12 protein-coding genes and 1 pseudogene are annotated in these 14,132 nt (G+C 71.2%); 8 read left to right on the forward strand and 5 right to left on the reverse strand.

Annotated elements, in window-relative coordinates; translation table 11 throughout:
- Positions 1-217 precede the first annotated feature (217 nt).
- The 8 genes and pseudogenes from WMF20_RS28920 (at position 218) to WMF20_RS28955 (ending at position 6,939) form a co-directional block, all read left to right on the forward strand.
- The gene (locus WMF20_RS28920; RefSeq protein ID WP_437605155.1) at positions 218-448 is read left to right on the forward strand and encodes a hypothetical protein; all 231 of its coding nucleotides are present in this window, start codon (positions 218-220) and stop codon (positions 446-448) included.
- 599 nt (positions 449-1,047) lie between these two features.
- Positions 1,048-1,782, forward strand: a complete 735-nt coding sequence (locus WMF20_RS28925; protein WP_437605156.1) for a hypothetical protein — start codon at positions 1,048-1,050, stop codon at positions 1,780-1,782.
- A gap of 160 nt (positions 1,783-1,942) precedes the next feature.
- Positions 1,943-2,896, forward strand: coding sequence for a hypothetical protein (locus WMF20_RS28930; protein ID WP_437605157.1), 954 nt, complete (start codon positions 1,943-1,945; stop codon positions 2,894-2,896).
- Positions 2,897-3,076: 180 nt separating this feature from the next.
- Positions 3,077-3,238, forward strand: a pseudogene (locus WMF20_RS28935) (helix-turn-helix domain-containing protein); the annotation flags it as partial.
- A gap of 229 nt (positions 3,239-3,467) precedes the next feature.
- A complete protein-coding gene (tnpA, locus tag WMF20_RS28940; protein WP_437605158.1) occupies positions 3,468-3,803 on the forward strand; it encodes an IS66 family insertion sequence element accessory protein TnpA in 336 nt (111 codons plus the stop codon).
- Complete coding sequence (gene tnpB, locus WMF20_RS28945) at positions 3,797-4,273, forward strand: IS66 family insertion sequence element accessory protein TnpB (RefSeq protein ID WP_437605159.1); 477 nt, start codon at positions 3,797-3,799, stop codon at positions 4,271-4,273. Before tnpA ends, tnpB begins: the two co-directional genes overlap by 7 nt.
- The gene (gene tnpC / locus WMF20_RS28950; RefSeq protein ID WP_437605160.1) at positions 4,215-5,882 is read left to right on the forward strand and encodes an IS66 family transposase; all 1,668 of its coding nucleotides are present in this window, start codon (positions 4,215-4,217) and stop codon (positions 5,880-5,882) included. Before tnpB ends, tnpC begins: the two co-directional genes overlap by 59 nt.
- Before the next feature lie 301 nt (positions 5,883-6,183).
- Positions 6,184-6,939: an IS630 family transposase gene (locus tag WMF20_RS28955; protein ID WP_437605161.1), complete on the forward strand. Its 756-nt coding sequence runs from the start codon at positions 6,184-6,186 to the stop codon at positions 6,937-6,939.
- Positions 6,940-7,119: 180 nt separating this feature from the next.
- On the opposite strand, the gene WMF20_RS28960 is transcribed toward WMF20_RS28955, so the two are convergent.
- From WMF20_RS28960 to WMF20_RS28980, 5 genes are all read right to left on the reverse strand, one after another.
- Positions 7,120-9,078 carry a hypothetical protein gene (locus WMF20_RS28960; protein ID WP_437605162.1) on the reverse strand — a complete coding sequence of 653 codons (1,959 nt, stop codon included), beginning with the start codon at positions 9,076-9,078 and terminating at the stop codon, positions 7,120-7,122.
- Positions 9,079-9,101: 23 nt separating this feature from the next.
- Positions 9,102-9,494 (reverse strand): DUF4150 domain-containing protein, encoded by a 393-nt coding sequence (locus WMF20_RS28965; protein ID WP_129577473.1) that lies wholly within the window; start codon positions 9,492-9,494, stop codon positions 9,102-9,104.
- A gap of 51 nt (positions 9,495-9,545) precedes the next feature.
- On the reverse strand, positions 9,546-10,265 hold the full coding sequence (locus tag WMF20_RS28970; protein ID WP_437605163.1) for a DUF3540 domain-containing protein: 720 nt from the start codon (positions 10,263-10,265) through the stop codon (positions 9,546-9,548).
- A gap of 97 nt (positions 10,266-10,362) precedes the next feature.
- On the reverse strand, positions 10,363-11,463 hold the full coding sequence (locus WMF20_RS28975; RefSeq protein WP_437605164.1) for a pentapeptide repeat-containing protein: 1,101 nt from the start codon (positions 11,461-11,463) through the stop codon (positions 10,363-10,365).
- Complete coding sequence (locus WMF20_RS28980) at positions 11,460-14,132, reverse strand: DUF2169 family type VI secretion system accessory protein (protein ID WP_437605165.1); 2,673 nt, start codon at positions 14,130-14,132, stop codon at positions 11,460-11,462. Before WMF20_RS28980 ends, WMF20_RS28975 begins: the two co-directional genes overlap by 4 nt.

Below are 14,132 nucleotides of genomic sequence, written 5' to 3' on the forward strand. Positions count from 1 at the left end.
ACCGCCACATCGCCCACATCACCGCCTCGACCTCGAACCCACACCGCGCCTGGCATTCTCCTCGTGCCCGCTCACGCCTGCCGGCCCTGTCAGTGCCCGCGCTGCCCAAGCGGTCGCACCGCCTCGGCCACCAGCCGGCTCCCCAGCACGCAGGCGACGGTGCCGAGCCCCGGCTAGGTCGTGTCGCGAGCGAGCCCGCAGCCGCAACGGCACGCTGATGAACGGCGTCGCACTCGCGCGGGGCGGCACGGCGGACCTCATGGAAGGGGATGCCGTCGCGTTCGGCGATGCGTCCTTGCATTTCATTATGACGGACGGGTCCGCGCCGAGCGCCCTCGCGCGCAGGCCCGGCTCGGGCGAGATCCACCGGTGGCGGGACGGCATGGTCGTGCTGCCCTCCGAGGACGAGCCCGCCGCACGCATCCGCGAACGCGAGGACGGGACGTAGGTGGTGGAGATCGAGCGCGAGGTGTCAGAGACCGGCCTCATGGACCACGACCCGATCGGCAGAACGGATCACGACTGGAGCGGTCAAGAACCCCCGCTTGGCCCCCACACCTGCCTTGCCAATGCGCGGCGCGCAGCTCACGTCAAGGGCTTGAATCCGTTAGGATTTCCGCGGAGCGGACCCTTGACGTGAGCGAGCACCGCGCCCCCCTCCTCGCGGGGGCCGAGCGGGGCTTGCCCGCAATCCGCTTGGCCGGTCCGGGCGCGATCCGATGGGGCGGTCCGTGACACGAGGCCCGGGAGGCGCGAGACGGCGAGATCCTCGAGATCTTGGGCGCGGCGTGGGTGGCTGCACCTGTCCACCATGGCGCCGACGGCGGACACGGCCGGCACGGGGCCGGACGAGCCGGGCCGGACGACGCCCCGGCGAAGGCGCCGGCCAATGACGAAGTCCGAATGCCACCAGCGCTGGCGTGACGACCATCTCCTTTCCGACTGCACGGCGAGTTGGCGACGCAGCGCCTCCGGCGCTCGACGTTCGGCTCTGGACATCGAACGCTCCAAAACGGTACGCTGCGCCTCCAGGGAGAGGCAGGGGAGATGGAGTCAACCAGCAGTTGGGAGCTCTTCGACGGGCAAGAACAGCACGGACCGTTCACCGAGGAGGCGGTGATCGAGGCGATCGGGCGCGGGATGAAACCCACGACGAAGGTGCGACCGGTGGGCAAAGAGCAATGGAAACTGATCGGATCGCATGGGCCGTTCGCGGAAGCGCTCGCGCGAGTGCCCGCAAACGCCGGCCAGGTAGCTGCAACGGGGGTCGCGTCCGGCGCACCTCGCAGCAGCGCCATCGCAATCGTGGCCGTCGTTCTGCTAGCTGTCTTGGCCATCGAGATTCCAGTGATCTTCGCGGTATCGAGCAAGCGGGACTCGGAGAGAGAACTCGCCCGACTCGCCGAACAAGAACGCCGAGACAAGGCGGCAGCAGACCGAAGGGCAGAAGATCTGGCCCGCGCAGAGCCACGGCGCGTGTCGCTGGAAAAGACGAGGCATGAGTGCAATGCCACGAACAGCGAGACGACCTGCTACGTCACGAACTTCGAGGACTCCACAATCGTCGCGTGCATGCAAGGGCTGCTGCTCAACAAGGAGGCTGCCGGCATCCGTCTGTACTCGATGCCAATGTGCACCGGTCCAGTGAAGTCGAATGAGACTCGAGTCGTAACGGCGCCGTGGGACGGGGGTCGCGCGGTCGACATGTGTAAGTCTGCGTCTGGGTACCTGGATTTTGAGAAGTGCAACTTCACGGTGATCGACTATGCGCACAAGCCTTAGTCGAGCCGTGGCAGCCCCCTTTTCGGCGGCGCTCTTTCTGATCTCTGGATGCGGGGCAGCGGACCAGGCGCCGAGACATACTTGGAATTCGTCCGAGTACACATTCGTCTTAGACGTCAACACGGATGCCTGTGCTCCGGAAGCGGCGAGGACGGCCGAGATGGCCAAGCGACTCGCTGTCGATATTCTCAAGGAATCTGGCTACAGGATTGTCGACGAAACCGGCGACGCCTCGATGAATCTAACGCTGGCCATCAACAAGTGGTCTGGGGTGTTTCAGTGGGTGAAGAACGGGAAAGTCCTAGGGGGCTACACCGTGCGAGCGAGGCTGGACGTCAGCCTAGACGAACAGCTTGTTGACAGCGTGCGGGACGAGTTCCGGGTGACTCTGGATGAAATCCAGCGAGACCAGTTGGTTCCGCTGATAGAGTCGCTGAACAGCTCGCAGAAGATGAAGCCGTTTGGTCAGCTGGTATCCAGGCACAGAGCCAACCTTGCCAAGATTGCCGCGGCAAAACAGAAAGCCGAAGAGAAGGCCGCCTTCGAGAAGTGGCATTCCACGTACGCGAGTCCTTGCCGCAAGGCGACGAGTGCCTCGGACTGCGACCGTTTGGTCGAATGGCTTTCGGACGAAACGAATGACAAAGATCCGCTAGCAGCAGAAGGAAAGCGCGTCTTAGCCGATGCCGAACCTCGCTTGGCAGAGTTGCGTGACGACGACGCATGGCGTCGCGCGTCGAGCGAATCGTGTCTAGAACTGGCGACCGAGCGCGACTGCGACCGGGTGCGCAGCTACATTAGCAACTTCCCCGATGGACGTCATCGAGATGAAGCATTAGTTGCAATAAAAAATCTTGACAAAATGAGTACACAACGGGCGGCAGAGCATGAAGCTGAAGAGAGGCGAGCCGAGATGGAGGAATCGCGCCGCCAGAGAGAAGACGCGGCCAGGGCTCGTGAGGCGATGGAGCGAGCGGGTGCGGAACAGGAGCGACAGAGGAAGGATGCCGTACGCAGGCAATGCCGTGTGGCATGCTCCAGCAAGTGCGGAGCCGTGCTGGAGCAAAATGCGTTCAACGCGTGCATGTCTTCGTGCGTCGGTGGGTGCCAATGAATGTGACTCGTTCACGCTAGTGCCGCGCCTCGGTTTTGACGATCCGTTTCGCCCGGCTCGTGCGTCTGGGCGGGGGTGAGCGAAGAACGAAAGCAGCCGAGGGCGAGGTTCACGGGGCTCCAGTTCAGCCAGGAGGACCAGCAGGCACTGCGCCGACGCGAGAGGGAGGGCCCGCTCGGCATGCTGATCGCACGGCGGATCCAGGCCCTCCGTTTGCTCGACAAGGGCTGGACGATCACGCAAGCGGCGGAGGCGACGGGAACGTACCGCCGCGAAGTGCAACGCGTCGCCAACCGCTTCCTGGAGGGCGGTATCGAGCACGCGCTGAGCGAGGAGCCCGGCGGCGCCGCTCCAAGCTCCTCGACAGTGCGCAGACCGCCGCGCTCATCGCGCTGGTCTGTGGTCCGCCGCCCGAGGGGCGGGCGCGATGGACCATCGCCCTGGTCGCCGACGAAGCCGAGCGGCGCAGGATCGTCCGCTCGGTCAGCCGAGAGTAAGCGCCCGACCAACGCCATCGTGACCGCCCGTGCGGCGCCGGTTAGCTGTTCCCATCGCGACGAAGGAGGAAGCGATGGCGACGAGAGTGGAGTGGGCCGAGCGGGTGCAGCGATGGGAGCGGAGCGGACTGAGCGCCGAGCAGTTCGCACGGCGCGAGGGGTACAAGGCCAAGCAGCTGTACTGGTGGCGCTGGAAGCTGCGGGCTGAAGTGGCCTCCCAGCCGTCGCCTCCGTCGGTGGAGGCGCCGCGCTTTCTGCCGGTGCACGTGGTGACCGACACATCGCCGGCGGCGGCAGAGCCGATCGAGATCGCGCTGCCCAACGGCCGGGTGGTCCGTGTTCGGCCGGGCTTCGACCCGGCCACGCTCGAGCGAGTGCTGGCGCTCGCTGCCGAGGAGGTGCCGTGCTGACGCTGCCGCCGTCGGTGCGCGTGTACGTCGCGGCCGAGCCGACCGACCTGCGGAAGAGCTTCGATGGCCTTTCGGCGCTGGTCGCGCAGTGCTTCGGAGCCGATCCGCTCTGCGGGCATCTGTTCGTGTTCAGGAATCGGCGAGGCGACCAGATCCGGATTTTGTTCTGGGATCGCACTGGGTACATGCTTGTGGCGAAGAAGCTGGCGTGCGGAAGGTTCCACTTGGCGCGCGACGTGCCGCAAGGGGCGACGCACGTCGAGGTCGAGTCCGCGGAGCTGTCGCTGATGCTCGAAGGGCTGGACCTGTCGACCGCGACACGGCGCAAGCGCTGGCGCCCGACGAGGGCCGAGACGGAGAAAACTCCGTCTGAAAACGGAACGCCTTGTTTGTCCGGCGCGCCGTGGATACATGGCGCGCCCGATGACCGAGCCGCCCGCACCGCCCGCCAAGCTACCCGTCGACATTGAGGATGTCCGGCGCAAGCTCGAGCAGCTGGCAGCCGAGGGGCGCATCGCGGACCTCATCGAGCTGGTCGTCCAGCTGCTCGTCGGGCAGCGAGACACCAACACCGCGCTGAGCGTCCGGCTGGCCAACGCGCTTCGTGAGCTGTACGGCCGCAAGAGCCAGAAGGTCAGCTCCGAGCAGCTGTCGCTCATGCTCGCGGCGCTCGGCGACGCGGAGCAGAAGGGCGGCGAGCCCGCGCCCGCTCCCTCGAACGAGGCGGCAGCGACAGAGCCGGGCGACGGCCCCGTACCGCAGCCGCCTGATCCTCCGAAGCCTCCGCGCGGCCGCGGTGGCCGCGCGCCGCTGCCCAAGGACCTGCCGCGCGAGGAGCGCGTCATCCAGGTCCCTGAGGCCGAGCGCGCCTGCGAGCAGTGCGGGGAGACGAAACAGTGCATCGGCTATCGCACCAGCGAGGTCCTCGAGTTCGTGCCGGCCCAGTTCCGGATCATCGAGGAGAAGCGCGAGAAGCTGGCCTGCCCCGCCTGCCCCGAGGAGGGCGTCGTCACCGCGGCGAGCGAGAAGGTCATGGATCGGGGCCGACCGGGACCGGGCCTGCTCGCGCACATCCTCGTGCACAAGTACCACGATTCGACGCCGCTCTACCGGCAAACGCAGCAGTACGAGCGCAGCGGCGTGTCGCTGTCGCCCTCGACCCTCGGCGACTGGGCGGCGTTCGGGGTCGACGTGCTCACCCCGGTCGCCGACCGCATCTTCGAGCGGGTGGTTGAGGCGTTCTACCTGCATGTGGACGACACGGGCCTGCGCGTGCTCGATCGCGATCATCCCAACGGGGTCAAGCGCGGGCATGTCTGGTCGTTCGCGGCCCAGGTCGATGATGGCACCAAGCTGGTTGCGTTTCGTTATGCCCCGGACTGGAGCTCGAAGCGGCCGGCCGTGATGCTCGCCGGCTTCTGCGGGTACATGCAGGGCGACGGCTACGCCGGCTATGACGCGATGGAGGACGAGGACGGCGCCCCCGTGGTGCCTGACGAGCGCCGTCTCGGCTGCGGCATGCACATCCGCGCCAAGTTCGAGAAGGCGGCGAAGAGCGGCGATGCGCGCGCCGCCATCGCGCTGTCGTACTTCAAGACGATCTACCGGGTGGAGGCCGCCTGCAAGGCCGAAGGACTGGGGCCCGATGCGCGCAAAGAGCGACGCGACGAGCAGTCGCTCGGTGCGGTCGATGAGCTGTATCGGTGGATTCGCGAGCTGCACCCGCGGCTCGTACCGAAGACACCGCTCTACGAAGCGACCCGCTACGCGCTCGGTCAAGAGGCGGCGTGGCGGCGCTGCTTCACCGACGGTCGATTCGAGATCGACAACGGTGAGGCCGAGCGAAGCCTGCGGCGTATCTCGATCGGCCGGAAGAACTACCTGTTTGCCGGCTCGGACAAGGGAGCAGAGCGCCTCGCCCGTGCGTATACCGTCTTCGGCTCCTGCCAGCTGAACGGCATCGACCCGCTGGCGTGGGCCACGGACGTCATCGGCAAGCTGCAAGCCGGCTGGCCGCTGTCGCGCCTGGACGAGCTGCTGCCCGACGCCTGGGGCAAGTCGCCGGCGACCGACGCGTGAGCCGAGGCCCCCCCGGGGGGGGCGGCGGCTGATCGAACAGATCGCGGGGAGCGCGAGAGCCGCCGCCTGGTGCGCTGCGGCGGCGCGGTCGCGTATGGCCGCGGACGGCCGCGGCTGCGCCGGGCGCCGCTCCGCGCGGGCCTCGCCGCCTGCGAACGCGCGCGCACGGCTCGCAGCGGCGAAACGGCGGAGCGTGCTCGCGGGAGCGCGACGGCACAAGATGGCGCCTGTCGGGCGGTTACAGCCGAGAGACCATACGAAGGCCCCTCGCCGACCAGGACATCAAGCCCTGGCGGGAAAAATGTGGTGCGTTCCGAAGATCGACGAGCCGTTCGTCGAGCGGATGAAGGACGTGCTGGAGCTGTACGCTCGGCCCCACGACCCGAGCGAACCGGTCGTGGCGTTCGATGAGCGCCCCGTCGTCCTGCACGACAACGCGAGGCCAGACAGGCCGATGCGCCGAGGAAAGCCGAGGCGCATCGACTACGAGTATGTGCGTCGGGGAACGGCCAACATCTTCTGCATCGTGGAACCGAAGACCGGACGCCACCTCACTCACGCTACCGAGGACCGAACGCGTCCGTCGTTCGCCCTCGCAGCCGAACGCATCGCCCGTGCCTACCCGCAGGCGCACCGCATTCACCTCGTCCTCGACAACCTGAATACTCACACCCCGGCCTCGCTCATCAAAGCCTTTGGGACCGAGCGAGGCCGTGCGCTCGCCTCGCGCTTCGCGTTTCACCACACGCCCAAGCACGCGAGCTGGCTCAACGCCGCGGAGATCGAAGCCAGCCTCGTGTCCGCCTCGTGTCCAGGGAGTGCCTCGGTCGCAACCGCATCCCAACCCTCGCCGAGCTACGCCGCCGCGTCCGGCAGTGGAATGCAGCCGCGGACCGGGCTCGTCGCAAGATCAACTGGATCTTCACCCTCCGCGACGCCGAGCGGATTTTCGGATCCGACTGGTTCAACAGAATCGTGTCAGAGCACTAGCAGTTGCGAGCGGCCCGAGAGCAAGAGAGATCACGCAAAGACGCAAAAGCGCAAGAAGGGAAGGTAGGCTATCTCTTCCTGGCGTCGTTGTGGAGCGGGACATTCTCAGATTTCGTCTTGCGCACGTCATTTCCTCTCTTGCGCCTTCCACCCATGGCGATGCGTCCACGCGAGGAAACAGGGCGATGCATGCACACGACGAATCAGGCCGATTCCTCGCGAGGCGCCGCGCGGGCAGCGCCAGCGCTCAGCGCGATTGCAGGAAGTACCTGCGCGCCGCCTCGCAGAGCTCCGGCCAGCGCTGGGCGAGCGCGGGATCGGCGGCGAGGCGGGCTGCCCAGAAGGCGTCGAGCGCGGCGCGCGCGGCGGGGGTCGGGACGCCGTAGCGCGCGTGCGTGCTCTCGACGTAGGCGGGGTACAGCTCGCACGCGACGACGAGGCCGGCGTACTGGTTGAGCGTGAGCGGCGGCGGAGAGCGCATGCTGAGCGGATCGCCGACGCTCGCAGGGGCCGGCGCGGACGGCGGCGGGACGCTCTGCGCGGGGGCCGGGTGGACGCTCGGCGTGGGCGCGGGCGAGAGGCTCGACGGGGTAGCGGGCGAGAGGCTCGACGGGGTAGCGGGCGAGAGGCTCGACGGGGTAGCGGACGAGAGGCTCGACGGGGTAGCGGGCGAGAGGCTCGACGGGGCAGCGGGCGAGAGGCTCGACGGGGTAGCGGGCGAGAGGCTCGACGGGGCAGCGGGCGAGAGGCTCGACGGGGCAGCGGGCGAGAGGCTCGACGGGGTAGCGGGCGAGAGGCTCGACGGGGCAGCGGGCGAGAGGCTCGACGGGGCAGCGGGCGAGAGGCTCGACGGGGCAGCGGGCGAGAGGCTCGACGGGGCAGCGGGCGAGAGGCTCGGCGCCGAGGCCGGCGGGGCGCTCGGGCCGGCAGCGACGGGAGGGCGCTCGTGGTGGGGCGGCGCCGCGGGGCCGTGGTGCGCCGCCGCCGGGGGAGGCTCGCGCGGCGGCGTCCCGTCGCTCGCGACGGGCTGAAACGGGAGGGCCGCATCGAAGCGCGCGACGGCCGGCCGCGGGCGCTCGTCGGAGGCCACCGGGATGAAGGGCAGCGCCGAGCCGACGAACCTTTCCGCGTCGGGGAGCGTCTTGCTGAAGAGCCTGCGCTGGTCGCTCCCCGCCGGAGGATCTGTCCTGGAAGACGGCGGCTCTGTCCTGGAAGGCGGCTGCTCTGTCCTGGAAGACGGCTGCTCTGTCCTGGAGGACGGTGGCTCTGTCCTGGAAGACGGTGGCTCGTTCCGGGGAACCGACGCCGCGATGGGCTCGGGCACGGCCGCGGCCGCGGCCGCGGCCGCGGGCACGGCCGCGGGTACCGGCGCTGGCGTGAAGGGCAATCCCCCGCCCGGCAGCGAGCGCGGCCCCGACGCCTCGACCAGCGCCGGCGCGCTCGTCACGGCAGCAGCATCCTCCGCCTCGCGCGCCGCCACCGGCGCGGGCACCGCCACCGCCGCCGGCATCGCCACCGGCGCGGGCACCGCCACCGGCGCGGGCACCGCCACCGGCGCGGGCACCGCCACCGCCGCCGGCATCGCCACCGGCGCGGGCACCGCCACCGGCGCGGGCACCGACACCGGCGCAGGCATCGCCACCGGCGCGGGCATCGCCACTGCCGCAGGCATCGCCACCGGCGCAGGCGCAGGCGCAGGCACCGCGGCCAGCGCAGCCAGGCCCATCGGCGGGGGCGCCGCCACCGGCGCAGGCGCCGCCACGAAGGGCAATCCCCCGCCCGGCCACGAGAGCGGCCCCGACGCCTCGACAAGCGCCGGCGCGCCCGTCGTGGCCGCGGTCGCCTCGGCCTCGCGCTGCGCCGCGGCCCGCTTCGCCTCGGCCAGCCGCTCGTCGAGCGCGCGCTGCGCGTCCTGGAGCGCGCCCATCGCCTCGGCGCTCTCGCCGTCCGGGCCGAGGACCCGGCCGATCGCCAGGATCATCTCGCGCGCGGCGCGCAGCGCCGGCTCGTCCACCGCGCGCCCGGGCAAGTGCCGGCTCGAGAACGCCGCGAGCTCGCCGTCCTCGCAGCGGGCCAGGTCCGCGAGCCGGGCCGCCACGCGGCGCCGCTCCGGATCGGCGCTGCTGCCCCGCAGCGGGCGCATCGCCGCGTCGAGCTTCGCGATCGCCTCGGCGAGCGGGCTCCTCTCCGAGGTGGTCGCTGCCATCGCGGGCAAAGGGCGCGCGCCGCTCACGGGGAGAGCACGATCACCGTGGTGACGCTCGGCACGATCGCCATGCCCACCGCGTTCGTGCTGTTCTGCAGCGAGAGGCTCGTCAGGCGCGTCATCGGCGCGCAGCCGACGATCACCGTGAAGGCCGCGGTGATGTTGCGCGACGGGCCCATCACCATCCCGGACGCGACGCCGAGCGCGACGCCCGGGTTGTCCCCCATCGTGAGCGGCGCGACGGTCAGCATGTTGTGCGCCGGCGCGCACGTGACCAGCACGTTCGGCACGAACAGCACGCTCATCGGGTGCAGCGAGATGTTCGGGTACGGGATCGGCACCGGGGCCGGCGTGGGGGTCAAACACACGTCGGGGAACGCCAAGCACATCCCCCCTGCGGTCGTCTTCGCGAGCATCGCTTCACCCCTCGTCCTTCCGGCGTCCGCGGCGCCCCGCGGCGCGGGCCTTCAGCCGATCTTCACCTGCTCGCCGTCGAGCTTCGCGAGCGTCCGCGCGGCGACGATCGTGTTCTCCCCGCGGACGGCCGCGAGCCCCTCGGCGCGCAGGTCGAAGACCCCCGCGCGCACCTGCTCGAGCGCCTCGACGAAGCGGAACGCCTGCTTCGCCCGCTGCACGAGGCGATCGGCGCGCGCCTCCATGCGCTCGGCCACGACGACCGCCTTCTGGAGGTGCGCCTCGAGCGACCGGCCCACCAGCCCGAGCTCCTCGATCGCGGCGGCCGCCGCCTGCGCGCGGACCTGGAGCTTGCCCGCGAACAGCCCGAGCTCCCGGGCGGCGGCGATCTCGATCTGGTCCCCCGCGCCGAGCCCGAGGCGCCCCGTGGCCTGCACCTTCAGGTCGCCCTCGGCGACCACCCGCGTCGTCGCGCCGGCCTCGCCCTCGAGCACCGCGAGGACGAACACCTGCTCGCCGTCCTTCGCGCAGAGCACCCGATCCCCCGCGTCCGGCGCCACGAGGCAGCTCTTCGCGCGCCGCGCGAGCACCGGGCCGCCGCCGAGCTCGACCAGGAGCCCCGACGCCGTGCCCCGGACGACGCCCGTCTCGAGCGACGGCGCGCGCCGCGGCGCCGCCTCCACCGGCGGCAGATCCACCGCGGCCAGGAGGTCGTCCTGCGCGCTGTCGTCGTGTGCCACCGTCAGGGGCTCGCGGGCCGCCGTGCTCTGCATCTCGGATCTCCTCGGCCCGGCGCCGCCCGTTCGGGACGTGCAGACCGGCACGCTAGTTTCGGGCAATTTTCGAGGGGAATCAACGGCATCTCGCGCCTCACGGGCGCTCTAAGTCGCGCTCGCCGCGCTCGCCGCGCTCGCCACGCTCGCCGCCGCGCTTCGGCTTCCAGTCCTCGAGCGCGGCGAGCTTCTCGTCGTCGCCCAGCCACCCTGCGCCGGCCGGCAGCCGCGCGCCGTCGCGGCGGGCGCGGTGCAGCTTCGCGCGGAACATCGACGCCTGCGTGAAGTCGGCGCCGGACAGATCGCAGTGCGAGAGGTCCGCGTACGCGAGCTTGGCGCCGACGAAGCGCGCGCCGGGGCACGAGGCGGACGCGAGGTACGCCTCGACCAGCTCCGCGCCCGAGAAATCGGCCTCCGCGAGCGCGGCCCGCTCGAAGATCGTGTTCTTCAGCCTCGCCCGCGGGAACCGCGCCCGCGCCGCCTTCGCCTCGCCGAAGAGCGCCTGCGTCAGGACCGCGTCGCTGAAGTCGCAGCCCGAGACGTCGGCCCCGGTGAAGTTGCACTCCGTCGCGTCGCAGCCCGCGAAGCTGGAGCCCGCGACGCTGCCGCGCATGAACTGCGTGCGGAACAGCCTTATCCCCTGGAACGCCCGCGCGCCGAGCTCCGACTCGAGCAGCGTCGTGAGCGTCAGGTTCGCGCCGTCGAGCAGCGCCGTGCGCAGGTCGAGCTTGTACATCGTCGCCTTCTCGAGGTTCGCGCGGGAGAAATTCGCGCCGCCGGCCGTGACCTCGATGAGGTTCGCGCGGTCGAGGTTCGCCCCCTCGAACGAGGCGCGATCGAGCGCGCACTTCGACCAGGTGGCGACCTGCGCCTCCGCGCCCGACAGCGCCGCGCCCTCGAACGTCGACTCGACGAAGCTCGCGGCGATGAGCCGCGCCCCCGAGAGCGCCGCGCCGTCGAGGCGGGTCTGGTAGAAGCTCGTCAGGTGCAGCTCCGCGCCGGTCATGTCCGCGCCCGAGAGATCGCACCCGGTGAGCGTCGACTCCTTGATGAGCGCGCCCCGCATCGCGCGCGGCAGGCGCGCGCGGTCGAACACCGCGCCCGAGAGATCCGCGCCCGTCAGATCGAGCCCGGAGAGGTCCTCGCCCTCGATCGGCTCGCCGTGACGGACCTTGTCGAGCAGCTCGTCGCGGTTCATGTCGCGCCTCCAGCGGCCGGCGCGCCCTGCCGGTCGAACCGGGTGAAGTCGACCGCCGCCTCGGCGAAGGTCGTCCGGCCGTCCCCGCGCGCGCGGCTGAAATCGGCCCGGCAGAGCTGGGCGCCGGTGAAATCCGCCCCGGAGAGGCGCGATTTCGAGAGGATCGCGTCGGTCAGGTTGCACCCGCGGAGCGAGGCGCGGTCCAGGGTCGCCCGGATCAGGAGGGCGCCCCTCAGGACGGCGCGGTCGAAGATCGCGCCCGTCGCGTCCGCCTCGGAGAGATCGGTCATCGTCATCTGGGCGCGATCGAAGCGCGCGCCGCGCAGGTCCGTCGTCCGGAAGCAGGTCTTCTCGAGCACGGCGTCGCGAAAATCGGCCTCGGGCAGGCCGCTCTTGTAGATGGCGACCCCCTCGGAGAAGCGCGCGCCCGTGAAGCGCGCCCGCGCCGCCGTGCAGCTCATCAGCGTCGCCTTGTGCAGCCGCGCGCCCGAGAGGTCCGCGCCGTCGAGCGAGCACTCGAGCAGCATCGCCCGCTCGAGGTTCGCCCCGGCGAGGTTCGCGCCGGCGAAGCTCGCCTGGAGGAACGTGCAGACCGCGAGGTCGGCGCCGGAGAGATCCACGCCCTCCCAGCTCACCTGGAGGACGTCGGCGCGCTCGAGCCGCGCGCCGGTGAGCTTCGCGCCGGCGAGCTTCGCGCCCATCAGGACGGCCTCGGTCAGGTCGGCGTCCGCGAGCACGGCGCGCTCGAGGTTCGCCTTGCCCAGGTTCGCGCCCCGGAGCCGCGCGCCCGTGAGGTTCGCGCCGGTGAGGTCGGCCTTCGCGAGCACCGCGCCCTCGAGCACCGCGCCGGAGAGGTCGCAGCCGCGCAGGTCGGCCCCCTCGAGGAACGCGCGCGCGAGCCTCATCCCGCGCAGGTCGACCCCCCGCAGGTCGGCGCCGGTGAGATCGCGCTCGTCGAGCGGCTCGCGCGCCTCGCGCGCCGCCTCGATGACGACGCGCGCCATCAGCGCGGCCTCGGCGGTCATCGGCGGCGCGGGCGGCGTGACGTGCGCCGAGGCGCGGTAGCCGTCGCGCGCCGTCTGCTCCAGGCGGACCAGCTGCTCGCGGAACGCCGGATCCGCGAGCATCGCCTCGAGCTCGCGGTTGGGCACGCCGCCGCGGCGCGCGGCCTCGGCCAGCTCGGCGTACTGCTCGAGCTGCGCCTTGGCCGAGAACTGCGGCGGGCCGCCGGGGGGCTCCTCCTCGGCCTCGCCGCGCCGGAGCGTCTCCTCGGGCACCCCCATCTCCACGGCCCGCGTCTTCATGCGCGCCTCGGCCTCGGCCTTCAGGCGGTTCGCCCTGGCCTCCTCGTCCTCGAGCTTCCGCGCCGCGGCGTCCAGGTACACGACCAGCGCGTCGAGATCGTCGACCGGCGGCGGCCCCTCGTCCTCGGGCAGCGGCGCGTCGAGGCCGTAGCGCGCCGGATCGATGCCGTCGGCCAGGAGCTCCTCGCGGCGGCGCTCGCGCTCCCGCTCCGCGCCGCGCCGCTGGTTCTTGGCGGCGAGGTTCTCGCTCTTGACCCACTGCATCAGGTCGAGCCCGGCGATGTTCGCCGCGACGCCCGACTCGCGCGGCGGCATGAGATCGCTGTCGCTGAGCGACGCGATCGCGCCCCGGTCCTTGTCGAGCCGCCGGGCGAGCGCCTCGCGGTAGTGCTCGATCGGCCGGGGGCGGCCGATCTCCTCGCAGGCGACGACGAGGTCGGCGATCTCGGCCGCGTCGTCCTCGGCCACCGGCATCGAGCCGTGGAAGATGACGACCCCGAGGTTGGCCGAGGGGAAGAGCCACACCGTGTCGCAGCGGACGGGGAGCTCCAGGAACGCCTCCCCGGCCGCGTCGCGGCGGGTGACGAGCACGCGCGCGCACAGGCCGGGGAGCGCGCCCTCGATGCGCGGGCGCGAGGGGTGCATGTTCTCCACGAGGAACGCCTCGTCGCCCCGGAACGGCTCGGCGCTCCACTGATCGCTCGGCGCGACGTTGAAGAACGTCGGATCGACGTCCGGCGGCAGCCCGGGCGCCCACGCCTCGGCGTAGTCCGCGCCGTAGGTCCCCGCGCGGGCGCGGCGCTGGGCGAAGGTCACGTCCATCGGGAGGAAGCACGCCGGGCCCGGCCGGTCGCCGGGCGAGCGGATCAGCGCGCCGTAGTGCTCCACGTTCGGGAGCGGCCGGACGCGCTGCCCGCCGCGCTCGACCTCCTCGATCCCCTTGCCGTAGGGGTTCGCCGGGTCCTTCGGCCCGCCGAGGGCGTGCGCCCAGTCGATGGGCATCTCCGCGAACGGCTCCGGCTCGGTGAAGCCGCGGCCGGTCCAGTGCCGGTCGCCCAGCACGGCCAGGCGCTTGTCGATGCCGCCGAGCCGCGCGCGGACGAACGACGCGGCGACGCGGCGGCCCTCCGGGGCGTGGCACCGGCCCGCGACGAGCAGCTCGCCGCGCGCCTTGGCGATGCCGTCGTCGAGGGCGATCCCGCCGAGCTCAGCGGTCGCGGCCTGCCAGAAGGTCATCTCGTCGACGAGCGCGCGCGGCGCGTCGAGGGGGAACGCGACCATGGCGCCCACGTGGAACCTGAGGCGCCGCGCGACCTCGACGACGCGCGTGAGCGCGGGGACCTTGAGGGGTTTGACGACTCTCAT

This window comes from Sorangium sp. So ce834 (assembly GCF_051521425.1).
GTDB lineage: Bacteria > Myxococcota_A > Polyangia > Polyangiales > Polyangiaceae > Sorangium > Sorangium cellulosum_D.